Genomic DNA, 21344 nt, shown 5'->3' on the forward strand with positions numbered 1-21344 from the left:
CACGGGGGTCCGCGGAACGCCACGCCCACGTCAAGGGCATCAGCATGGACCACGTGCGCGGCGGCCACGGGCCCGCAGGGCGTCGCGGTCGGACCGGCGCAGGGCGGCGTACATCGCCTCCGCGACCTCCCTCGGGCTCGGGTCGGTGGTACTGGGCTGTGCCATGGAGACACTCCTCCTCGGTTGGCGACGGAAACAACCCAGGAAGTCGTCGGCGTCTGTCGCTTGAGTCATTCGACTGCGGCGCGGGCGACCGGGTGAAGGCAGTCGATCGACTGAAGCGCCCAGCCCGCCGCCTCCCCGACGCTTGGGGAATCCGGGTCCCATTCGGGGAATCCGGGTCCCATGAGGAGGATCAGCGATGACACGGCGGGATGAGCGCGACCAGCAGGCACTGGCTGTGGTGCGAGCCGCGTACGACTTCCTGGGCGGCCGGCGCGCCGAGTGGGCCGATCTGGTCGCTCCCGACATCACCATCCGGCAGTCCGACGAAGTGCCCTGGGGCGGCCATCACGTCGGGACCGAAGGGTTCCTGCGCTTCCTCGGCGCATACGCCGCCACCATCACGAGCACGGTCGAGACCGGCGAGCTGTACGTGTGCGCGGACCGCGTCGTCCAGGTCGGCCGGACCAGGGGCAAGGCCCTGGCGACGGGCGAGTCCTTCGACGCCCATGAGGTGCACATCTGGCAGATCCGCGACGGACTCATCGCCTCCCTGGAGATCCACGTGGAGTCCGCGCCCCTGTTGCGGGCTCTCGGCTCGTGAGCACCCTCGGGACGCTGCGCCCGCGCCACCCCTTCGAGGGCTAACGCGGGCAGTGGCTCCGCGGGCAGGCCCACGCCTCCGTAGCTCTCGCGCTGGTGCCGGCGGGGCTGGGCCGGATCGAACATCGCGGCGAGCACGTCGTAGGCCTCGGTGGGGCGCCCCTCGGTGATGAGGGCGCTCCCACGGGTCATCCGGACGACCGCCGGCAGACAGCCGATGCCCTTGGAAAGGCAGGCGGCCTCCGCTTCCGCCGCCATGGTCCGGGCCGGTTCGACGTCACCGCGCAGGGCGGCAGGACGGGGCGTCCCCGTACGCCTCTCCACCCAGTTCGAACACGGCCGTCCCTGCCGTCATGTCGGCGAGCCAGGCCCGGAAGGCCGCCACGTCGGCGTCCGGCAGCCCGATCTCGATCGTGACGGCCTCGCCGTAGCGCACGTCGCGCACCTCGCGCCCGGTGGAGCGCAGGTCGTTCTGCACCTTGCCCGCGCGCTGGTGGTCGACGGTGACCGTGGCCAGCCGGAAGCGCTTGCGGGTGAGGGTGCCCAGGGTGTCCAGTGCCTCGCCCACCGATCCGCCGTACGCCCTGATCAGTCCGCCCGCGCCGAGTTTCACCCCGCCGTAGTAGCGGGTGACGACGGCGACGACGTACCGCATGTCGCGGCGCAGCAGCATCTGGAGCATGGGGACGCCCGCGGTGCCGCCGGGTTCGCCGTCGTCGCTCGCCTTCTGGACGGCGGCGTCGGCTCCGATGACGTACGCGTAGCAGTTGTGCGTGGCGTCCGCGTGCTCCTTACGGACGCCCGCGATGAACTCCTGGGCCTCCTGCTCGGTGGCCGCCGGGGCGAGGGCGCACAGGAAGCGGGAGCGGTTGACCTCGGTCTCGTGCACACCCGCGCGGGCCACTGTGCGGTACTCGTCCTGCATCACGCCAGCGTATGCGCTCCCCGCGCGGGTGCGGCACAGGGGACCTGGGCCGCACTCCACGCGCGCGTGTGCGCATGCACCGGGGATCTCCTCACGCTCCCGGCGGTAGGGCCACGGATCGCTCCACGACGACCTCGGTGGCGGCGCGCTCAACCGCACGCGGGCCCGGCGGCACCACGATTCCCCGCACGACCACCCCGGCGCCGACACGGCGGCTCCGGCCGCGGGCGGCGGCTCCCCACCCGATGGGGCCCTGCCGTGGCACACCGGTTGCCCGTGCGGCGCCCCCGATCGCGAGCCCGGCCTCCCTGAATGATCGCCTCCGGCAGCGGCACGGCGCCCCGGTCGCGGCGGGGCCCCTCCGTGCGGGCGGCCCCGGCGCAGGTGGGCGGGGCGATGTGGTGGATACTCGCTCCTCGTTGCCCGAAGCCGGATCGCCGGCCCGACCGATCGCAGGGAGATCGCAGCATGACCGGCACCCAGGTGGACAGTTCGGACTCCGCCGAGCCCCTCGAACGGGAGCCCTCCGCGGCCGCGCCGCGCTGGCGGGCGTGGCTCCTGGAGGGGCTGAGCGAGCAGTCGGCCCGGCACCCGGGCCCCCATGCCACCCCGGACGCCGAGCACCAGGGCCACAAGTGGTGGCGGGTGATGTGTCTCACGGGCGTGGACTACTTCTCCACGCTGGGCTACCAGCCCGGTATCGCGGCCCTCGCGGCAGGGCTGCTCTCCCCGCTCGCGACGCTCGTCCTGATCGCGCTCACCCTGCTCGGCGCACTGCCGGTCTACCGTCACGTCGCCAAGGAGAGTCCGCACGGCGAGGGCTCGATCGCGATGCTGGAGCGGCTGCTGCCCTGGTGGGCCGGGAAGATCTTCGTCCTGGTGCTGCTCGGCTTCGCGGCCACCGACTTCCTGATCACGATCACCCTGTCGGGGGCGGACGCCTCCGCACACGTCGTGGAAAATCCCTTCGCTCCGCACTGGATACACGGCGGCAACATCTGGATCACCCTCCTCCTGATAGCCGCGCTGGGCGCGGTCTTCCTGAAGGGCTTCAAGGAGGCCATCGGCATCGCGGTGGCGCTCGTGGCCACCTATCTCACACTCAATGTCGTCGTTCTGGCCGTCTCCGCCTGGCAGGTACTGAGTCATCCGGTCAAGATCGGCGACTGGACCGACGCGATGACGGCCGAGCACTCCTCACCGCTCGCGATGATCGGCGTGGCGCTCCTCGTCTTCCCCAAGCTGGCGCTCGGCATGTCCGGCTTCGAGACGGGTGTGGCGGTGATGCCACAGGTCGAGGGGGACCCGTCGGACACGTACGAGAAGCCCACGGGCCGCATCCGCGAGACCCGCAGGCTGCTCACCACGGCCGCCGTGATCATGAGCTGTTTCCTGCTGCTGTCCAGCCTGGCGACGACGATCCTGATCCCGCAGGACGAGTTCAAGAGCGGCGGCGCCGCGAACGGCCGCGCGCTCGCCTACCTTGCGCACCAGCACCTGGGCGGGGCCTTCGGCACGGTCTACGACATATCGACCATCGCGATCCTCTGGTTCGCCGGCGCCTCGGCGCTCGCCGGTCTCCTCAACCTCGTACCGCGCTATCTGCCGCGCTACGGCATGGCCCCCGAGTGGACCCGCGCCGTCCGTCCCCTCGTGCTCGTCTTCATGGCGGCCGCGGTCGTCATCACGCTGTGGTTCAACGCGAACGTCGACGACCAGAGCGGGGCGTACGCGACCGGTGTGCTCGTTCTGATGCTCTCGGCGTCCTTCGCCTCGGCGGTCGCCGTGCACCAGCGGGGTCAACGCGCCGCCGCGATCGGTTTCGGCACGATCACCGCGGTCTTCGCCTACACCCTGGTCGCCAATGTCATCGAACGCCCCGACGGCCTCAAGATCGCACTGATCTTCATCGTGGCGATCCTGCTCACCTCGTTCGCCTCCCGTGTGCACCGCGCCTTCGAACTGCGCGCCGCCGAGGTCACGTTCGACGAGGCGGCGGCCCGTTTCATCGACCAGGCCGCGGCGAGCGGACCACTGCAGCTGATCGCGAACGAGCCGCACGAGCACAGCACCCGGGAGTACCGCGCCAAGGAATACAGCCAGCGCGAGCAGACACACATCCCGGACGGCCGTCCCGTGCTGTTCCTGGAGGTCTTCGTGACGGACTCCTCGGACTTCACCGCCGACCTGACCGTGCACGGCGACGAGAAGCACGGGGTGCGCAGGCTGCGCGTCGAGGGCGCGACCGTGCCCAACACCATCGCGGCCGTCATGATGCGACTGCGCGACCGCACCGGTCAGGTCCCGCACGCCTACTTCAACTGGACCGAGGGCAACCCGCTCAGCCACCTCGTCCGTTTCCTCGTCTTCGGCGACGGCGAGGTCGCCCCGGTCACCCGCGAAGTGCTCCGCCGCGCCGAGCCCGACCCGGAGCGCAGGCCCCGGATCCACGTGGGTTAGTCCTTCGTCTCGTCCCGTCAGGGCTTTTTCTCGCCCCGTTGGTCCTCATTCTTGCCCTTCTTGCCCTTCTTGCCCCGCGGCACGGTCAGGTCCGTCAGCAGCGCCGTGCCCGGGGCAAGCGCGTCCCAGGAGCTTCCGTGCCAGGCGAGCATCGCCATCGCGGAGGTCGGGAACTTCGTGCGTACGTCGTCCAGCGCGTCGTCGAGGCTGTCCTCGGCCAGTTCGAGCACCAGTTCCTCGAGCCCGGGGTTGTGTCCGATCAGCAGCAACGTTCTGATCTGGTCCGGGACTTCGTGCAGTACCGCCAGCAACTCCGGTACGTCGGCGCCGTACAGCCGCCGATCGAACCGGACGGGTGGCGGGGTGCCCCACTGCTGCGCCGCAAGTTCCCAGGTCTGGCGGGCGCGTACGGCGGTGGAGCACAGGGCGAAGTCCGGCAGACAGTCGGCCTCGGCCAGGGCGCGTCCGACGGCCGGCGCGTCGCGGCGTCCGCGCGGGGCGAGGGGCCGCTCGTGGTCGGCGACACCCGTGGGCCAGGCGGACTTGGCGTGCCGCAGGACGACGAGCCTGCGCAGGGGACCGGCTCCGGCAGGCGTGATCATCGCTGCGTCCCGATGTCCCGGGTGAGTTCGAGCCCGAGGAGTCGGTCCGCGAAGGCGTACGTCTCGAAGCGGGCGCCGTCCGGCACGTCCTCGGCGTGCTCGACGCGCCGCAGCACCTCAAGTACGGCGGGCACGTCGAGGTCGTCCTCCCACGCCGCGCGCAGCTCTTGTCGTACGTGTTCGGGGACCGGCTTGGACGGCCGGGTGGCCCAGCCGGCGACTGCCTTGCGCCAGCGGGCGAGCGTCTCCCGGGCGCCGTCGAGGTCGGCGGTGGCGAGGTCGACGGGCTGCCGGCGCGGGGTCGCGAGCAGGACCATCCGCAGCAGCACCGGGTCGGCCGTGCCGCTCACCGGGGCGACCTCGATCCACATGCCCTCCGAGGCGGTCTCGCCGGGCGCGAGCACGTGAAGTGCCGGGCCCACGCCGCCTCGGTCGCCCTCGGCCCGGCGGATGCCGAGCGCGTCGGCGCGTGCCCGCAGCTCAGCGGGTGGGTCGGCCACCGTGACGACGGGGGTCCGGCCGATTTCCAGGGCCCTGGCGAGCACGTCGGCGACCAGCAGCACCCGTAGGGCGGACAGATCGTCCCGCTCCACGTGCGCCTCGACGCGGGTCAGGCCCCGGCGGGCAGGGACGGCGTCGATGGGCTCGCCCGTTCGGGCGTCGGTGATTCGCAGCACGGGCTGAGCGTAGGCGGGCGGGCGGCCGGACGCAGGGAGGAGGGGCCCGTTCCGGACGGGCGGAACTGCTCCACGGCGGGAGGACGCGCACGTGGGCGGGGTGCTTCATGGCTGCGCGCAGGGCCGAGGGCACCCGAGCCGACGGCCCGCGGGCCACGGGCAACGGGCAACGGGCATCCTTGCGGGCGCCTTGGCCGACGTACGCGGGTGAGGGGTCCCACCTCGGTGGTGCAGCCCACTGCACCAGGGGTTCGGGAGGGCGCTCCCTCGTGGTGGCTGCGGAACCGTACTGCGCTGACCCCTCCGGCCATCGCGGCCCGCAGCTTCCCCCCGGAGGGTGAGAATGACGTATGCCAGAATTAGAGAATGTGACTTATGTCACTGCTCCATGCATGGTGGCCCGAGGCAACTGTGAGCAGGATGGTCGAGAGTCAGGCGAGGACAGGAACGGCTGGTCGCGACCACTCAAGAGGGGGCTGGACTCGTGGACCTGGACTTCACGGACGACCAGACGGCGCTTCGTGACACGCTGCGTACGTTCTTCGAGAAGGAGGCGTCCACCGCGGCCGTGCGGGCGGCGGAGCCACTCGGGTTCGACGCCGCGCTGTGGCGGAAGGTCGTCGACCTCGGGCTCGGCGCGATCGCCGTACCCGAGCAGCACGGGGGCGGCGGCGCCGGGTTCGTGGAGCTCGCCATCGCCGCGGAGTGCCTGGGACAGTCACTCGCCCCCGTGCCACTGATCGAGGCGGCGGTGGCGAACGATCTCATCGCGTCGTTGTCCTTCGGGGGTTCGTCGTCGGACGACGACGGTGGATCGCTGTCCGCCGGATCACTGTCCGGTGCATCGTTGTCGGGTGGATCGTTGTCCGACGGGCCGGACCCCCGGCTGGAGTCCTTGGCCGCACGTGCCGTCGCGGGCGAACTCCTCGCGACCCTGGCCCTCCGCCCGGCGACCGGTGACGTCGCCCGGCTGGTTCCGGCGGGCGCGGTGGCCGATCTCGTCGTCGTCCTGCGGGGTGACGAGCTCCTCCTGCTCCGGCAACCGGACAGGAGTCCCTCCGTACCGGGCGGGGCCGTCCACAACCTCGGGGCGCTTCCGCTCGCCGACTGCCGCATCGACGCGGAGAACACCTTGGTGATGGCACGCGGGCCGGCCGCCGTCCGCGCCCACCGTCGCGCACTGAGCCGCTGGGAACTGCTGACCGGCGCGGCACTCGTCGGACTCGCCTCGAAGGCGCTGGACATCGGTATCGACTATGTGATGCAGCGCAAGGCGTTCGGCGTGCTCATCGGCACCTTCCAGACGATCCAGCACCGCCTGGCCGACGACGTGATCGCCCTCGACGGCGCACGCCTGCTGGCCTACGAGGCGGCCTGGGCGCAGGACGAGAACCTGCCCACGGCCGACACCTTGGCGACCATGGCGTTCCTGTTCTCCTCGGAAACCGCCTTCAAGACGGCGTCGGAGGTCCTGCATTTCCACGGCGGATACGGCTACACGCTGGAGTACGACATCCAGCTCTACTTCCGGCGGGCGAAGGCCTGGTCACTCGTCGCAGGCGACTCCCGCGCGGCGTACGCGCGGCTCGCGCACCGCGTCTTCGGCATGGAGGAAGCACCGGAAGAAGAGGTGGGCTGACAATGGACTTCCGTGAATTCGACGAACTGGCCTCGCACCGCGAGGCGGCCTGCGCCTGGGTCGAGGCGCATGTGCGACCGGAGTGGGTGGCGGAGCAGCGCCGGACCGGCACGCATCAGACGCCCGAACTGCACGCGCTGCTCGCGCGCGACGGCATCCTCGCCGCCGACTGGCCGCCCGAACACGGCGGCAGCGATATCGACCCCGGCTTCGCCCGCGCGGTGTTCGACGAGCTCGGCCGCATGGGACTCGTATCGGACGGGTGGTCCACGACCTCCATGGTGCTGCGCACCATCGAGCACGTGGGTACGGAGGAGCAGAAACGCGCGTACATCCCAGCCGCACTGCGTGGGGACACGCTGATCGCCCTGGGGTACAGCGAACCGGACTCCGGGTCGGACGTCGCCGCGGTGAAGACCACCGCGGTCCGGGACGGCGACGAGTGGGTGATCAACGGGCAGAAGATGTTCACCAGCACCGCTCAGCTGTGCAGTCACGTCTTCGTGCTGACCCGCACCAATCCGGACGTGCCGAAGCACAAGGGGCTCTCGATGTTCCTCGTGCCGACCGACAGCCCGGGGTACGACATCCAGCCGATCCACACGCTCGGCGGGCAGCGCACCAACGCCACGTTCTACGCCGGCGTACGCGTCCCGGATTCCGCCCGCCTCGGTGGGGTCGACGAGGGGTGGGGCGTCATGCATGTCGCGCTGGTCCATGAACGTTCCGCGTCGGGCCCCGGCTCGGACGGAGGGTCCGCGGTGAAGGATCTGGCGCGCTGGGCGCACACCACCCGACGACCCGACGGGACCACTGTCCTCGACGACCCCCTGACCGCCGAGCGGATCGGCAGGATGGCGGTGGACGAGGAGGTCACGCGCCTTCTCGCCCTCCGCAACCGGTGGCGCGCCCAGAAGGGCGACCTGCCCGGGGTCGAGGGCTCGATGTGGAAACTGTTCACGACGGAGGCCGCCCAGCGCCATTACAGCGACATCCTCGACATCCTGGGCGCCGAGGGCGTACTGGCCCCCGAGGCGGCAGACGCCCCCGACGGCGGCAGGTTCGAGGAAGGTTTCCGGGCGGCGGTGGTCGGCACCATCTACGGCGGAACGAGCGAGATCCTTCGGGAGATCATCGCCGAGCGCCGCCTCAAGCTGCCCAGGAACCGCTAGGACCACCGGACGCGCCCCGTCCCGCCGGTCATCGTCCGACCGACCGGTGGGCGCGGATCCTCACCGCCTGCCCTCCGCCGACGAGGACGGACGGGCGAGCGCCTGCGCCGGATGTGCGGTGGCCGGCCGACTCCGGCCACCCGACGGGCCCGATGGAACCTGACGGGGTTGATGGAACCCGACGGGGCCGATGGGCTCGCGCGAACAGTCCACGGCAGTACTCCCACCCCTGGACAACCGGGCGCGGCCACCCACACCGGCCCGCGCCCCAAGCCATCAGCCCCCGGACGAGATGTCGTGCACCATGTCGATGTCGTCCTCGGCATGCTCGAAGAAGTCGTCGGCCAGCCGATGGCAGAGGGTGGCCAGTTGCTGAAGGTCTTCCGGTGACCAGCCGGCCAGGGCCACCGACACACCACGGCAGCTCGCCTCGCGGACACGGTCGACCGCGTCCCGGCCGGACAGCGTGAGCTCGATGCGCTGGGCGCGGCGGTCCTTCGGATCCGGGACTCGGGTCAGATAGCCGGCCTTCTTCAGTTGCTGCACCTGCCGGGTCACGTGGGACGCCTCGACGGACAGCAGGTTCGCCAGCTCGCTGGGCCGCAGCGAGCCCGAGTCGGCGACCTGCCGCAGCAGCGCCACGGCGGCTCGGTCCAGCGGGAGGCCGGCCAACGCCATCAGGCGCTCGTGCCGGCGAACTCGGCTGGTCAGGTACGAGATGCGGGTGAGCGCTCGCTCGATCTCGGCCACCTCCGTCGACTCGAAGGCGGCTGCCGCCGCCGGCGGTGGTGGTGGTGTGGACATGAGTTGATTTTACCGTCTACTTGCATAAGTTATGCAATTCTATGACCCAGATTGCTTGGTCCAAGCAATCCACTCCCCCTTTTGCCCGGTGGACCCCACCGGGCCCGGTTGCCCGGTCAGGAGTCGAGGTCGTCGGCGAAGTGCCGGAACCCATGGCGGTCCTGGTGGATGCTCCACAGGGTGTCGGCGAGCACGGCGGGGTCCTTCCTCGGGTGACCGGGGGTGATCGCGCCGGGGATGACGAGCTGGGCGACGTGGATGCCGTCGTCGGCGAGGGCTCCGTGCAGCAGCTGGCCGTAGGCGCTCTCGGCGGCGAAGGCGATGGAGGTGCCGGCGCGATCGGGGTGCGGCACTGCGGCGGTGCCGCCGTTGACGAAGAGGATGGTCCCGCGGCCGAGGGCGCGCATACCGGGCAGTACCTGGTGCACAGCGGCGACGGGCCCATAGACGGAGAACTCGATCGGGCCCACGAGGTCGGCGGGGCCGGTCTCCAGGACGGGCCGCATGAACTCCCGCTGCGGGATTGGGCTGTACTGCATGACCTCGATGGGGCCCAGGGTGGCGGTAGCGGCGTCCAGGGCCGCTTCGAGGGCCTTCGGCTCTCGTACGTCGGCGGCGAAACCGCGCGCCGTCAGACCCTCGCCGGTCAGGTCGGCGGCGAGTGCGTCCGCCCGGTCCTTGCTGCGCGTGATGAGGGCGACGTCGAAGCCCTCACGGCCGAACCGTCGTGCGACGGCGGCTCCGAGACCGGGTCCCGCTCCGATGATGGCGATGGTGGTCATGGTCTTCCTTGGGGGCCTTGGGGATGGGACGGCGTACGAGGGAGATACGAGGGACGTACGAGGGGAGCATGCCCCGAGGTCGGTGCCCGCCGCTCGTCACCCGCGCCCGAGGCCGCGACCAGGGCGGCCGCCCGCGGCTCCAGCAGCATCCGGAACGCGAACAGAGCGCGTACACCGCCCAGCGACAGGAATGCCGACCGTGCCACCTCACCGGGCACGAAGTTCCACCAGTCCCTCACGGGCCGGCCGCCGGACGGCCTCCCGCACCGGCGTCCGGGACGCACCCGACGCCTCGCCCAACTGCACCTCGCCCACCTTCGCCCCCGGCTTCGGGCGAACGCTGTATACACGCTACCGGGCGCGGTCGCCCCCACGGGGAATCACCCTGTGCCCCACACTGTTTCCCGGCTGAGCATCCATGACAGTCCACGCCCGTCAATGACGGTCCATGGCAGGAAACCTAGGAGGCCGACTGTGTACGGCGACCCGGCAACGATCCGCAAGATCCTGACCGACCTCGGCGACACCTGGGCGATCGTCGGCCTCTCGTCGAACCAGCGGCGTGCGGCATACGGAGTCGCCGACGTCCTGCAGCGCTACGGCAAGCGGGTCATCCCCGTGCACCCGAAGGCCGAGACCGTCCACGGCGAGAAGGGGTACGCCTCGCTCGACGCGATCCCGTTCGACGTCGATGTCGTCGACGTCTTCGTCAACAGCGACCTGGCCGGGCCCGTCGCCGACGAGGCCGCCGCGGTCGGCGCCAAGGCCGTCTGGTTCCAGCTCGGCGTCGTCGACGAGGCCGCGTACGACCGCACCCGCGCCGCCGGACTCGACATGGTCATGGACCGCTGCCCGGCCATCGAGATCCCCCGCCTCGGCTGACCGGCACGGTCGCGGAACGAGGGTTCGCGGCAAACCGAGTTGACTCCGTGCGGTGCCACTGGGTTTGCTGCACCGGTGTCCACACCCCTTCGCTTCCAGCAGACGGACGACGAGGCCGGTCTCAAGGACTGGCAACACGTCCACAATGTCATCGTCCCGCCCGCCGCCATGTCGCTCGACGAGGCCCGCGAGCGAGCCGGGCGCAACCACCTGGAAGTCGCCTATCTCGGCGACGTCCTGGTGGGTTGCACGACGGTGCGCCCGCCCAAGGACGACACCTCGACGGCCACCGTGATCGCCCGGGTGCTGCCCGGTCACCGTGGGCGGGGGTTCGGCGCGGAGCTCTACGAGCATGGGCTGAAGCAGGCGCGAGCACTGGGCGCCGACGTGATCGAGACGGTCGTACTGGCGTCCAACGAGGACGGGCTGCGGTTCGCCCTGAAGCACGGGTTCGTCGAGATCGAGCGGTACGTGCTGCCGGGCGAGACGGCCGAGTGGATAGACCTGCGGCTGGCCTGAACCGTACGTGGCCGGTCACCGCGTCCGGTCGAGGAAGGCCGCCACGGTGTCCGTGAAGCGCCGGGGGTCGTCGAGCCACGGGAAGTGGCCGGCCTCCGGCTGGACGCACAGCTCGGCCTCGGGGAACAGTTCCGCGACGGCGGCGGCCACGCGCGGCAGCGGGCCGCCGTCCAGCGCGCCCGCGAGGAGCAGGACCGGCGCGTCCAGCGCGGCGACGGCGGCGCGGGCCGCGACGGGTCCGAAGGCCTCGGCGGCCGCGTACCGGTCCGCTGCCTCCTCGTTGGTCTGTTCGACGTCGGTTGCGGCGTGCGCCTGCGCGGTCGCGTCCCAACGGCCGTAGAAGAACGGGGCGATGGCGTCCCAGTCGGCGTCGGCCACCGAGCCCGCCCAGATCCGTTCGTAGGCGTCGTACGCCTCCTCGAACCACGGCTCGGCCTTGCGCAGCGCCGCCGCCTCCCGGCGGTGCTCCTCGGTGAAGTCGACACCGAGGGCCCGTGCGCGGCCGGTGACGAGCGTGAGGGTGCGGATGCGGCTCGGGTGCCGGGCCGCATAGAGCAGGGCGAGATCGCCGCCCGCCGAGTGGGCGAGGAGATCGGCCCGCTCCAGCCCGAGGTGCGCGCGGAACGCCTCGACGTCGTCGATCTGCCGATCACAGCGGTACGTCGCCGGGTCGGCCGGGACAGCGGAGTCACCGGTCCCCCGCAGATCGAGCACGACCAGTCGGCGGTGCCGCGCCAGTCCGCCCAGATCGCCGAGGTAGGCGGAGGCACGCATGGGACCACCGGGAAGACAGAGCAACGGCTCACCCTCCCCCCTGACGTGATAGGCGAGTTCGGTCCCGTCGGGGGCGAAGAAGGTGGGCATGCCGTCATCCTTGTCACCACGCCCCCTCCCGGCAACCGGTCTGTGCAGGCCGGAGGCGGGCGGTCAGTCACCGGGGTGGCCGGGGCCGGGTGCGATGCGCGCGGTCGGACGGGGCCCCGAGGCCCGGCCCCGGCCGCGAGGACGGGCAAGCCCGGCGGGCAGGCGAGCATCGGCACGGCCGCCTGAATCAAGAGAAACCTGTACCATACATGTGGACTGGAGCGCACTCGGCGAGGTCACTGCGGTGAGCATCGCCGTCACCGTCGGCGTGGTCGTCGTCTTCGCTCTCGGTGTCCTGGGTATCTCCCAGGTCGAGGCCGCGCGCGCGAAGGACGGCGGCGGCACCCCGTCCTCGGCCTCGCACAGGCCGGGCTCTGCTTCTTGGCATGCGCGGCCGTCGTCGCGTACGGGATCTACCTGATCGTGCCGCAGTTCCAGTCAACTTGACCCGGCCGTAAACGACCGGGCTTGGAGGTAGGGCACCACTGGCTGTGGTGTGGCCTCCTCCGTCCAGACACCTAGGAAGGTGCTGGGACGCGTGACTCACGCCCCGCAATCCACACAGCCTCACCGCGAGCGGCGATGTTGTGGGAAGCATTCCGGTCGGCGTGGGCAACGACCCCGCACTTCCGGCAGATGAAGAGGGCCTGGTCGACCCGGTTCTTCTTCTCGATGTGATGGCACTCGGCGCATTCCTGGCTGGTGTACGCCGGATCGACGTACACCAGCGGGACACCTGCCCGGCGCGCCTTGTACTCAACGAACTGCCCGAGCTGGTGGAAGGCCCAGGAGTGGAGCGTGACCCGTTGGGGCTTGCGGAGCCGTACCCTCTGCCGGATTCCGCCCAGGTCTTCCAGGGCGATGCCGGACGAGGTGCGTTCAGCCTCGGTCACGATCTGTTTCGCGATGATGTGGTTGACGTTCGCGGCGTGCCGCGCTTCCTTGCGGCGCCGGTTCTTGAGCCGTCGCCGGGCGGACTTGGTGCCCTTGGCCTGCAACTTCTTCCGCAGGTCGAGCTGCCGCTTACGGTGCCGGTTCAGGCCGCGGCCGGCCGCCCGGTATCCGGTGGACGTGGTGGCGATGTTGGCGATGCCGAGGTCCACGCCGATGAACTGGTCGGGCTCGTACTGCTCGGCCTCGGGAACCTCGCACACGGCGATCAGGTAGAAGACGCCGTCACGTTCGATCAGGTCCGATTCGCCCTTGCGGTACTCCCGCAACGTTTTGAACGCGTCCGGGGAGCAGGCGAAGCGGACGTTCTTGAGTCGTCCGGCGGTGGTCCAGATGGAGACGGTCTGCGCGTCGTACTGCCAGGACAAGCACCGGTCGTCAAACGGGTGCGCGGCCTCGGGGCGGAAGGCGACCGGCTTGGACTCGGCCTTCTTCCGGCGCTTCGAGCCCAGCTTGCCGAGGTTCCCCGCCCGCAGGTTCGCCCGCAGCGTGGTGTAGGCGTCCACGACTTTCTTGATCGTGTGCTGCGCCGCCTGCGCTCCGAGGCCGGCCGCTTTCAGCTCGGCGTAGGTGTGCTTGCGCAGCTCGTACTCGCGCGGCACACCACGGGTGAAAGCCACCTCGGACACCCAGTTGGCCCGGTCGTTGACCGTGTGCAAGGTCGCGCCGACAGCGGATGCCTGCGCGGCATCCGGCACCAGTTTGACTTGCACGACGATCTTCACGTGGATCACCGTACTACAGTTGACCTATGTCACCACGCTGGGAACCAAACCCCAATATCCGCAGGGGCCGCACGGTCGTCTACACCCTCCACGCCCACTTGGTCTTCACTCCGAAGTACCGGCACGGGCCGTTCACCGACGAGATCCTGCGACGCTGCGAGGAAGTCATGCGAGCCGTCTGCGCCGACTTCGAAACCGAACTGGTCGAGTTCAACGGCGAGAAGGATCACGTCCACCTCCTCGTGCACTACCCGCCCAAGGTCTCGGTCTCCAAGCTGGTCGGTTCCCTCAAAGGCGTCTCCGCCCGCAGACTCCGCCAGGAGTACCCCGACCACATCCGCAAGTACCTGTGGGGCGCGCACTTCTGGTCACCCTCGTACTTCGCGGCGAGCTGCGGCGGCGCCCCGCTCAGCATCATCAAGGAGTACATCGAGAACCAGAAGCGCCCGCAGTAGACGGCTGAGGCCAACAACAGTGCAGACCCCTGCCGCGCGCGGGTCAGAGCAGTCCAGAGAAGCGATTCCTCCCGGGCGTGAACGCCCGGGGCTCCGCGCTAGAACATGCTGAAGCCAAGCCGGGAAGGGCGCGATGACGCCACTGCTGACGGGTCTGACCGTCGACTACAGCGACCATGACGACCCCGTACTGATCCGGCCGGACGGCAGTCCGGTGGAGACCTGGCGGGAGAACTACCCGTACCACGAGCGCATGGAGCGCAAGGAGTACGACTGGCACAAGCGGCTCCAGCAGATAGAGCTGCTGAAGCTGCAGAGCTGGATCAAGGCGACCGGCCGCCGTCTCGTCATCGTCTTCGAAGGACGGGACGCGGCCGGCAAGGGCGGCACGATCAAGCGGTTCACCGAGCACCTCAATCCGCGTGGCGCCCGGGTGGTGGCGCTGGAGAAGCCGACCGAGCGCGAGCGCGGGCAGTGGTACTTCCAGCGGTACGTGGAGCATCTGCCGACCGCGGGCGAGATCGTGATGTTCGACCGGTCCTGGTACAACCGGGCCGGGGTCGAGCGGGTGATGGGCTTCTGCTCCGACGACGAGTACCGGCGCTTCATGCGGCAGGCGCCCGCCTTCGAGCGCATGCTCGTCGACGACGGGGTGGATCTGATCAAGTTCTGGTTCTCGGTGTCGCAGAGTGAGCAGCGCACCCGCTTCACGATCCGTCAGGTCGATCCCGTACGGCAGTGGAAGCTCAGCCCCATGGATCTGGCCTCGTTGGACCGCTGGGACGACTACACCGCAGCCAAGGTCGCCATGTTCCGCGAGACGGACACCTCGCAGGCGCCCTGGACCGTGGTGAAGAGCAACGACAAGAAGCGGGCCCGTGTCGAGGCCATGCGCAGCGTCCTGGCCCGCTTCGCGTACGCCGACAAGGACGAGGAGGTCGTCGGCAGCCCCGATCCGAGCATCGTGGGCGCGGCGGTGAACCTGCTGGAGGCGGGCGAGGACGACACCGGCCAATAGGTCCACGGACCTCAGTCGTGCGCCGGACGGTTGGTGAGGCGGTGGTCGGCCAGGTTCAACGCCTCGTCGACCACCCGGCGCAGATGGCCGTCGCCGAGCGAGTAGATCACCCGGCGGCCCTCCTTCCGGGTGTTCACCAGGCCGGCGAGACGCAGCCGGGCCAGATGCTGGCTGACGGCCGGCCGCGCGGCACCGCACGCCTCCGTCAGCGTCGAGACATCGGCCTCGCCACCGGTCAGGGCGTGCAGGAGGGCGAGGCGGGTGCGGTCGCCCAGGAGGGCGAGGAGTTCGGCGGCCAGCGCGAACTGTTCCTCGCCGGGGGTACGCGGATGCGCATCATGCGCAGGTGATAGGTGCATGCGTGCGCTCATACGCACATAATGGCCTCATGGGCGCCGACACGTCCACTCCCGCGCACCGGAAGGGGACCCCCGTGAGCGACCGGCACGACGGCCACGACCACGACCACGACCACGACAGCAACGGTCACGACAGCAAGGGTCACGGCCACTCCCACGATCACGGGTCGCCCCGCGACCATGGCAACGACCATGGCCACTCCGGGCACGACCACACACACGCGCACCCCCACCCGCACCCCCACACCCACAACACCCCCTCCGGCCCCCTCCCCCGTCTGCGCCACCTCCTCACCCCCCACTCCCACGAGACCGGCGACAAGCTCGACTCCGCGCTGGAGTCGTCGGCCCGCGGCATGCGTGCCCTCTGGGTCTCCCTCGTCGTCCTCGGTACGACCGCCCTGGCGCAGGCGGTCGTTGTGGTGCTCTCCGGATCGGTCGCGCTGCTCGGCGACACAGTGCACAACGCCGCCGACGCGCTCACGGCCGTCCCCCTCGCCATCGCCTTCGTCCTGGGCCGCCGCGCGGCGACGCGGCGCTTCACCTACGGCTACGGCCGGGCGGAGGACCTCGCGGGCATCGTGATCGTGCTGACGATCGCCGCGTCCGGGACCTTCGCGGCCTGGACGGCGGTCGAGCGACTGATCGACCCGCGTCCCGTGCACCACCTTCCGGTCGTCGCGGCGGCCGCGCTGATCGGATTCCTCGGCAACGAGTGGGTCGCCCGGCACCGCATCCGCGTCGGCCGTGAGATCGGCTCCGCCGCACTCGTCGCGGACGGCCTGCACGCCCGTACGGACGGATTCACGTCACTGGCCGTGCTGGTGGGGGCGGGCGGCGCGGCACTGGGGTGGCAACTCGCCGACCCGCTGGTGGGGTTGGCGATCACGGCGGCGATCCTGCTGGTGCTGCGCGACGCCGGCCGCGAGGTGTTCCGGCGCGTGATGGACGCCGTGGACCCGGAGTTGGTGGACTCGGCCGAGCGGGCACTGCGCGAGGTCCCGGGTGTGCGCGGGGTGGGTGAGCTGCGGCTGCGCTGGATCGGGCACCGGCTGCGCGCCGAGGTGGCGGTCGTGGTGGACGGCGAGGCGAGCGTACGGCAGGCGCACCACATCGCTGTCGAGGCCGAACACGCCCTGCTGCACGCCGTACCGAAGCTCACCGCGGCCCTCGTACACGCCGATCCGGCCCCCGCGCCGGGCGAGACGGACCCGCACCTGGCGCTGGCGCACCACATGGTCGCGTAACCGGTCAGGCGATCCCCAACCCCTCCAGCACCACCGCGTTCGGCAGTTCGGCGAACGCCTTCCCCGGCACCAGCAGCTTCCCGCGCCGCCGGCCGCTGCCCACCAGGACGTACGGCAGCTCGACGACCGCCGAGTCCACCAGCACCGGCCAGTCGCCCGGCAGTCCGATCGGGGTGATGCCGCCGTACTCCATGCCACTCCCGCCGGTCGCCGTGTCCATCGGCGCGAACGAGGCCTTGCGGGCACCGAGCCGGCGACGGACGGCGCCGTTGACGTCGACGCGGGTGGTGGAGAGGACCACGCAGGCGGCGAGCGTGGTCTCGCCGCCGCGCTTGCCCACGACGACCACACAGTTGGCGGACTGCTCCAGCAGTTCCTTGCCGTAGTGCTCGACGAAGGTCGCGGTGTCGGCCCACTCGGGGTCCGTGTCGACGTACACGATCTGGTCGGCGGGGACGGTCCCGCGCCAGTGGCGTACGCCGTCGGCGACCGGGCGGGTGAGCTCGTCGAGGCAGTCGGGGGCGGCCGTGGCCTGGTCGAAGTGTCCGATGGGAGCGCGCATGACGGCACGCTAACAGCCGCCCCGGTCTGCCCGGTCGGGTGTCTCAGTGCACGAGCGGGACCGACACCGCCATGACCATTTCCACTGGCACGTCGCCCTTGTTGGCGTACGTGTGAGGGGTGTTGGCCTCGAAGGACACACTCGCGCCCCCGGGGACGCGGTACTCGGTCCCGTCGGCGGTGAGGGTGAGTTCGCCCGCCGTGACATGGACCAGTTCGACCGTCCCCGTGGGGTGCGGGTCCGAGGGGCTGCCGTCGCCGGGCATCAGCCGCCAGTCCCACATCTCCAGCGGTCCGGGCGCCTCGGTGCCCGCGAGGAGGCGGCTGTAACTGCCCGCGTCCGTGTGCCAGAGCCGTACGGCCTGGTCGGCCGGGACGATCCGGACCTTGGGGCCCTGCTCGTAGTCGAGGAGGGTCGTGACGCTGACCCCGAGGGCATCGCCGATCTTGACGATGGTGCCGATGCTGGGGTTGGTCCTGGCCTGCTCGATCTGGATGAGCATGCCGCGGCTGACTCCGGCGCGGCCGGCGAGCGCGTCCAGGGTGAAGCCGCGCTCGGTGCGCCAGCGCTTGACGTTGCGCGCCAGGGACTGGGTCAGCAGGTCGAGGTCCGACACATTCCGTCCAATAGTCTGCGTCCAATATTTTAAATGACAGAGTTCAATGAAATGAACTATGGTGTGGTGCACCTGATCGTTCACTGAACTGTACTGCGAGGCAACCCATGACTGCGCTCTTCGCCCTGGCCACCAGCCTCCTGTGGGGCCTGGCCGACTTCGGCGGAGGCCTGCTGACCCGGCGTACGCCCGCGCTCACCGTGGTCGTCGCCTCGCAGTCGATCGCGGCAGCGGTGCTGGGCGCCATCGTCGTCGCGACCGGCGGATGGAGCGCGGCCGGTCCGCAGCTGTGGTTCGCGGTCGCGGCGGGGCTGGTGGGGCCGGTCGCGCTGCTCTCCTTCTACAAGGCGCTCGCCCTGGGCCCGATGGGCGTCGTCTCCCCGCTCGGCTCCCTGGCCGTGGCCGTCCCCATCACCGTGGGACTCTTCCTCGGGGAGCGCCCCGGCCTGATGCAGCTGGCGGGCATCGCGGTCGCCGTCGTGGGCGTCGTGCTCGCGGGCGGGCCCCAGCTGAGGGGCGCCCCCGTGCAGCGGCAGGCGGTCCTCCTCACGCTGATCGCCGCGCTCGGCTTCGGCACGGTGTTCGCGCTGATCGCGGAGGCGTCGTCGTCGGTGACCGGGCTGTTCCTCGCGCTGTTCGTGCAGCGCGTGACCAACGTCGTGACCGGTGGCGCGGCGCTGTTCGTCTCCGTGCGGCGCGGCGCCGCCGCCCTCCCCGAGGGCGGCTTCCCCTGGCGCTCCCTGCCCGCGCTCGCCTTCGTCGGCCTCGCGGACGTCGCGGCGAACGGCACGTACTCCGTCGCCGCCCAGCACGGCCCGGTCACCGTGGCCGCCGTCCTCGCCTCGCTCTACCCGGTGGTCACAGCCCTGGCCGCACGCGGCTTCCTCAGCGAACGGCTGCGCGGGGTGCAGGCGGCCGGTGCGGGCCTGGCGCTGGTCGGCACGGTACTGCTCGCCACCGGCTGATCACCACCGACCGGCTTCAGCGCGCATCGGCTTCGGGCTCGACTTCACGACAGATCGACTTCAGCACGACCGGCCTCAGGACGGTCGGCCTCAGGACGACCGGCTTCAGGACGACCGGCTTCAGGACGACCGGCTTCAGGACGACTCGGCGTCCAGCTCCGCCAGCCGCGCCACCGTCTCCTCGTCCAGCTCCGACAGCGCGAGCAGCTGCTGCGGCGTCACCCCGTCGGGAATCGGCACCGGCGCGGGCGTCCGCAGCGGCGGCTGCCATCCGTCGGCCGCGTCCCAGCGCCGCACGACCCGCGCGGGAGCGCCCGCCACGACCGAGTGGTCCGGCACCGCGCCGCGTACCACCGCACCGGCCGCCACCACGACGTTCCGCCCGATCCGCGCCCCCGGCAGAATCACCGCGCCGGTGCCGATCCAGCAGCCGGGGCCGATCTCCACCGGCTCCATCCGCGGCCACTGCTTGCCGATGGGCTCGTGCGGATCGTCATACGAGTGGTTCGTGGACGTCACATACACATACGGCCCGAAGTAGCAGTCGCTGCCGATCGTGACCGTCGTGTCGGCGATGACATGGCTGCCGCGGCCGAGCACGACACCGTCGCCGAGGCGCAGGATCGGCTCGGGGCCGAGGTCGAGGTCGGGCATCAGACCGGCGGTGAGGGTGACCTGTTCGCCGACGATGCAGTGGGCGCCGAGGTGGATCCAGGGCTCCCCGAAGACGGTGCCGAGCGGGAAGGCGAGTCTGGTACCTGTTCCCATCGCGCCGAAACGCAGCCGCCCCGGGTGCTCGGCGGTCACCGAACCCGTGCGCTGCACCCAGGCCCAGCAGGCGTGGACGACACGCTGCGCAAGGCGGCGCCGCCATGATGAGAACGTGTTCCTGCTCCTGAGCACCCGCTCACGGTACTCAGGGTGACCTGGGCCCATCAGAGATCACCGCTGTGATCTTCGCCCCACCGGAGCCGGGAGCGATGGCATACGGTGCCGCTGTATCGACTACGAGGTACCGACGATGAGGAGACGGCGATGACGCAGCAGGCGCTGATCATGGGGATCGGCGGCAAGGATCCGCGGGTGGACCCGGAGGCGTTCGCGGCGCCCACGTCCGTGGTCATCGGGGACGTCACCCTGCACGCGGGCGCGAGCGTCTGGTACGGCGCGGTGCTGCGCGCCGACGCCGGTCCGATCGTCATCGGCGCCGACAGCAACATCCAGGACAACTGCACCCTCCACGTCGACCCCGGTTTCCCCATCACGGTCGGCGAGCGCGTCTCGGTCGGCCACAACGCCGTGCTGCACGGCGCCACGGTCGAGGACGACTGCCTGATCGGAATGGGCGCCACGGTACTGAACGGCGCGGTGATCGGCGCCGGTTCGCTGGTCGCGGCCCAAGCCCTGGTCCCGCAGGGCATGCAGGTGCCCCCGGGCTCCCTGGTGGCAGGCGTCCCCGCCAAGGTCAAGCGCCCGCTGACGGAGGAGGAACGCCAGGGCCTCACCCTGAACGGCACGTTCTACGTGGACTTGGCGAAGGCCCACAAGGCAGCACACGGGAGCTGAAGCGCCCCTTCAGGGGCGCGGGGCCGTGCCATTATGCGGCTCCGCCGCGTAAGCGCGACCAGCCACTGACGGCCCGCGCTTTGCGAACCGACCGGAACCTACTCGGCGGCCGCCACCGGCTGCCGTTCCCCCGCCTCGATCTCGGCCGCCGCCTTCTTCGCCTTACGCTTCACGATCAACATCGAGGCAAGCCCGACAAGCACAGCCACGACAAGCCCCACCCACGAGAACTTCTTCAGCCAGGACTCGGCGACCACACCGACGTAGTAGATGATCGCGGTGGTGCCCCCGGCCCAGATGATCCCGCCCAGCACATTGGCGATCAGGAACTTCCAGTACGGCATCTTCAGCACACCCGCGAGCGGCCCAGCGAAGATCCGCAGCAAGGCGATGAAGCGGCCGAAGAAGACGGCCCACATGCCCCACTTCTGGAAGGACCGCTCGGCCGTCGCGACGTGCCCCTCACCGAAGTGCCTGGGGAATTTCCCGCCCAGCCAGGCCAGCAGTGGACGCCCGCCCTTGCGGCCGATGGCATAGCCGATGGAGTCGCCGACGACCGCGCCGACGCTGGCGCACGCGCCGAGAATGACGGGGTTGATGCCCGAGTGCTGCGAGGACAGCAGCGCCGCCGAGACCAGGATGATCTCGCCGGGCAACGGAACGCCCAGGCTCTCCAGGCCGATGACCAGGGCCACCAGCGCGTAGATGCTGACCGCGGGCACCGTCTCGAGCCAATCCTGGACGTGCAACGCCGGTTCCTCCTGAATCCTGTACTTCCTGTACTTCCCG

Annotated in this window: 25 protein-coding genes and 1 pseudogene; 12 read left to right on the plus strand and 14 right to left on the minus strand. The window is 70.6% G+C overall.

Annotated features, from left to right (window positions below):
- Positions 1-39: 39 nt before the first annotated feature.
- The gene (locus tag OG747_RS05550) at positions 40-165 is read right to left on the minus strand and encodes a hypothetical protein (RefSeq protein WP_405878168.1); all 126 of its coding nucleotides are present in this window, start codon (positions 163-165) and stop codon (positions 40-42) included.
- 196 nt (positions 166-361) lie between these two features.
- On the opposite strand from OG747_RS05550, the gene OG747_RS05555 reads away from it, so the two are divergent.
- On the plus strand, positions 362-766 hold the full coding sequence (locus OG747_RS05555) for a nuclear transport factor 2 family protein (RefSeq protein WP_405878169.1): 405 nt from the start codon (positions 362-364) through the stop codon (positions 764-766).
- 276 nt (positions 767-1042) lie between these two features.
- Here OG747_RS05555 and OG747_RS05560 read toward each other — a convergent pair whose 3' ends face one another.
- Positions 1043-1690 (minus strand): YigZ family protein, encoded by a 648-nt coding sequence (locus tag OG747_RS05560; protein WP_405878170.1) that lies wholly within the window; start codon positions 1688-1690, stop codon positions 1043-1045.
- A gap of 468 nt (positions 1691-2158) precedes the next feature.
- On the opposite strand from OG747_RS05560, the gene OG747_RS05565 reads away from it, so the two are divergent.
- Positions 2159-4150, plus strand: coding sequence for an amino acid transporter (locus OG747_RS05565; protein ID WP_405878171.1), 1992 nt, complete (start codon positions 2159-2161; stop codon positions 4148-4150).
- A 17-nt stretch (positions 4151-4167) separates the two neighbouring features.
- Here OG747_RS05565 and OG747_RS05570 read toward each other — a convergent pair whose 3' ends face one another.
- Positions 4168-4752: a SixA phosphatase family protein gene (locus OG747_RS05570; RefSeq protein ID WP_405878172.1), complete on the minus strand. Its 585-nt coding sequence runs from the start codon at positions 4750-4752 to the stop codon at positions 4168-4170.
- Positions 4749-5429, minus strand: coding sequence for a hypothetical protein (locus OG747_RS05575; protein ID WP_405878173.1), 681 nt, complete (start codon positions 5427-5429; stop codon positions 4749-4751). Before OG747_RS05575 ends, OG747_RS05570 begins: the two co-directional genes overlap by 4 nt.
- Before the next feature lie 484 nt (positions 5430-5913).
- Here OG747_RS05575 and OG747_RS05580 point away from each other — a divergent pair, with 484 nt between their 5' ends.
- Entirely contained in the window at positions 5914-7068 is a 1155-nt protein-coding gene (locus OG747_RS05580; RefSeq protein ID WP_405878174.1) for an acyl-CoA dehydrogenase family protein, read from the plus strand.
- A gap of 2 nt (positions 7069-7070) precedes the next feature.
- Entirely contained in the window at positions 7071-8240 is a 1170-nt protein-coding gene (locus tag OG747_RS05585) for an acyl-CoA dehydrogenase family protein (RefSeq protein ID WP_405878175.1), read from the plus strand.
- Positions 8241-8516: 276 nt separating this feature from the next.
- Here OG747_RS05585 and OG747_RS05590 read toward each other — a convergent pair whose 3' ends face one another.
- The 3 genes from OG747_RS05590 to OG747_RS05600 form a co-directional block, all read right to left on the minus strand.
- A complete protein-coding gene (locus OG747_RS05590; RefSeq protein ID WP_405878176.1) occupies positions 8517-9044 on the minus strand; it encodes a MarR family winged helix-turn-helix transcriptional regulator in 528 nt (175 codons plus the stop codon).
- Positions 9045-9160: 116 nt separating this feature from the next.
- Positions 9161-9826 carry an SDR family NAD(P)-dependent oxidoreductase gene (locus OG747_RS05595; protein ID WP_405878177.1) on the minus strand — a complete coding sequence of 222 codons (666 nt, stop codon included), beginning with the start codon at positions 9824-9826 and terminating at the stop codon, positions 9161-9163.
- Positions 9827-10033: 207 nt separating this feature from the next.
- The gene (locus OG747_RS05600) at positions 10034-10141 is read right to left on the minus strand and encodes a GntR family transcriptional regulator (RefSeq protein WP_405878178.1); all 108 of its coding nucleotides are present in this window, start codon (positions 10139-10141) and stop codon (positions 10034-10036) included.
- A gap of 159 nt (positions 10142-10300) precedes the next feature.
- Between OG747_RS05600 and OG747_RS05605 the strand changes: the two genes are divergently transcribed.
- Positions 10301-10708, plus strand: coding sequence for a CoA-binding protein (locus tag OG747_RS05605; RefSeq protein WP_405878179.1), 408 nt, complete (start codon positions 10301-10303; stop codon positions 10706-10708).
- A 75-nt stretch (positions 10709-10783) separates the two neighbouring features.
- Entirely contained in the window at positions 10784-11227 is a 444-nt protein-coding gene (locus tag OG747_RS05610) for a GNAT family N-acetyltransferase (RefSeq protein WP_405878180.1), read from the plus strand.
- A gap of 15 nt (positions 11228-11242) precedes the next feature.
- On the opposite strand, the gene OG747_RS05615 is transcribed toward OG747_RS05610, so the two are convergent.
- Positions 11243-12091, minus strand: a complete 849-nt coding sequence (locus tag OG747_RS05615; RefSeq protein ID WP_405878181.1) for an alpha/beta fold hydrolase — start codon at positions 12089-12091, stop codon at positions 11243-11245.
- A gap of 205 nt (positions 12092-12296) precedes the next feature.
- On the opposite strand from OG747_RS05615, the pseudogene OG747_RS05620 reads away from it, so the two are divergent.
- A pseudogene (locus tag OG747_RS05620) lies at positions 12297-12538 on the plus strand (hypothetical protein).
- A 71-nt stretch (positions 12539-12609) separates the two neighbouring features.
- Here the strand turns inward: OG747_RS05620 and OG747_RS05625 are convergent.
- Entirely contained in the window at positions 12610-13767 is a 1158-nt protein-coding gene (locus OG747_RS05625; RefSeq protein WP_405878182.1) for an RNA-guided endonuclease InsQ/TnpB family protein, read from the minus strand.
- Positions 13768-13793: 26 nt separating this feature from the next.
- On the opposite strand from OG747_RS05625, the gene tnpA reads away from it, so the two are divergent.
- Both tnpA and ppk2 read left to right on the plus strand, forming a co-directional pair.
- Positions 13794-14222, plus strand: a complete 429-nt coding sequence (gene tnpA, locus OG747_RS05630) for an IS200/IS605 family transposase (protein ID WP_405878183.1) — start codon at positions 13794-13796, stop codon at positions 14220-14222.
- Positions 14223-14355: 133 nt separating this feature from the next.
- Positions 14356-15240 (plus strand): polyphosphate kinase 2, encoded by an 885-nt coding sequence (gene ppk2, locus OG747_RS05635; protein ID WP_405878184.1) that lies wholly within the window; start codon positions 14356-14358, stop codon positions 15238-15240.
- A gap of 11 nt (positions 15241-15251) precedes the next feature.
- On the opposite strand, the gene OG747_RS05640 is transcribed toward ppk2, so the two are convergent.
- Complete coding sequence (locus tag OG747_RS05640) at positions 15252-15611, minus strand: ArsR/SmtB family transcription factor (protein WP_405878185.1); 360 nt, start codon at positions 15609-15611, stop codon at positions 15252-15254.
- Between the two features lie 62 nt (positions 15612-15673).
- Between OG747_RS05640 and OG747_RS05645 the strand changes: the two genes are divergently transcribed.
- Positions 15674-16846, plus strand: coding sequence for a cation diffusion facilitator family transporter (locus OG747_RS05645; RefSeq protein WP_405878186.1), 1173 nt, complete (start codon positions 15674-15676; stop codon positions 16844-16846).
- 4 nt (positions 16847-16850) lie between these two features.
- Here the strand turns inward: OG747_RS05645 and OG747_RS05650 are convergent, their stop codons facing one another.
- Complete coding sequence (locus OG747_RS05650; protein ID WP_405878187.1) at positions 16851-17408, minus strand: YbaK/EbsC family protein; 558 nt, start codon at positions 17406-17408, stop codon at positions 16851-16853.
- A 43-nt stretch (positions 17409-17451) separates the two neighbouring features.
- The gene (locus tag OG747_RS05655; protein WP_405878188.1) at positions 17452-18024 is read right to left on the minus strand and encodes a helix-turn-helix domain-containing protein; all 573 of its coding nucleotides are present in this window, start codon (positions 18022-18024) and stop codon (positions 17452-17454) included.
- A gap of 107 nt (positions 18025-18131) precedes the next feature.
- Here OG747_RS05655 and OG747_RS05660 point away from each other — a divergent pair, with 107 nt between their 5' ends.
- On the plus strand, positions 18132-18989 hold the full coding sequence (locus OG747_RS05660) for an EamA family transporter (protein WP_405878189.1): 858 nt from the start codon (positions 18132-18134) through the stop codon (positions 18987-18989).
- Positions 18990-19124: 135 nt separating this feature from the next.
- Here OG747_RS05660 and OG747_RS05665 read toward each other — a convergent pair whose 3' ends face one another.
- The gene (locus OG747_RS05665) at positions 19125-19925 is read right to left on the minus strand and encodes an acyltransferase (RefSeq protein WP_405878190.1); all 801 of its coding nucleotides are present in this window, start codon (positions 19923-19925) and stop codon (positions 19125-19127) included.
- A 99-nt stretch (positions 19926-20024) separates the two neighbouring features.
- Between OG747_RS05665 and OG747_RS05670 the strand changes: the two genes are divergently transcribed.
- The gene (locus tag OG747_RS05670) at positions 20025-20555 is read left to right on the plus strand and encodes a gamma carbonic anhydrase family protein (protein ID WP_405878191.1); all 531 of its coding nucleotides are present in this window, start codon (positions 20025-20027) and stop codon (positions 20553-20555) included.
- A gap of 98 nt (positions 20556-20653) precedes the next feature.
- On the opposite strand, the gene OG747_RS05675 is transcribed toward OG747_RS05670, so the two are convergent.
- Entirely contained in the window at positions 20654-21304 is a 651-nt protein-coding gene (locus OG747_RS05675; protein ID WP_405878192.1) for a DedA family protein, read from the minus strand.
- Positions 21305-21344: the final 40 nt, after the last annotated feature.

Origin of the sequence: Streptomyces sp. NBC_01384 (assembly GCF_045040035.1) — a bacterium.
GTDB lineage: Bacteria > Actinomycetota > Actinomycetes > Streptomycetales > Streptomycetaceae > Streptomyces.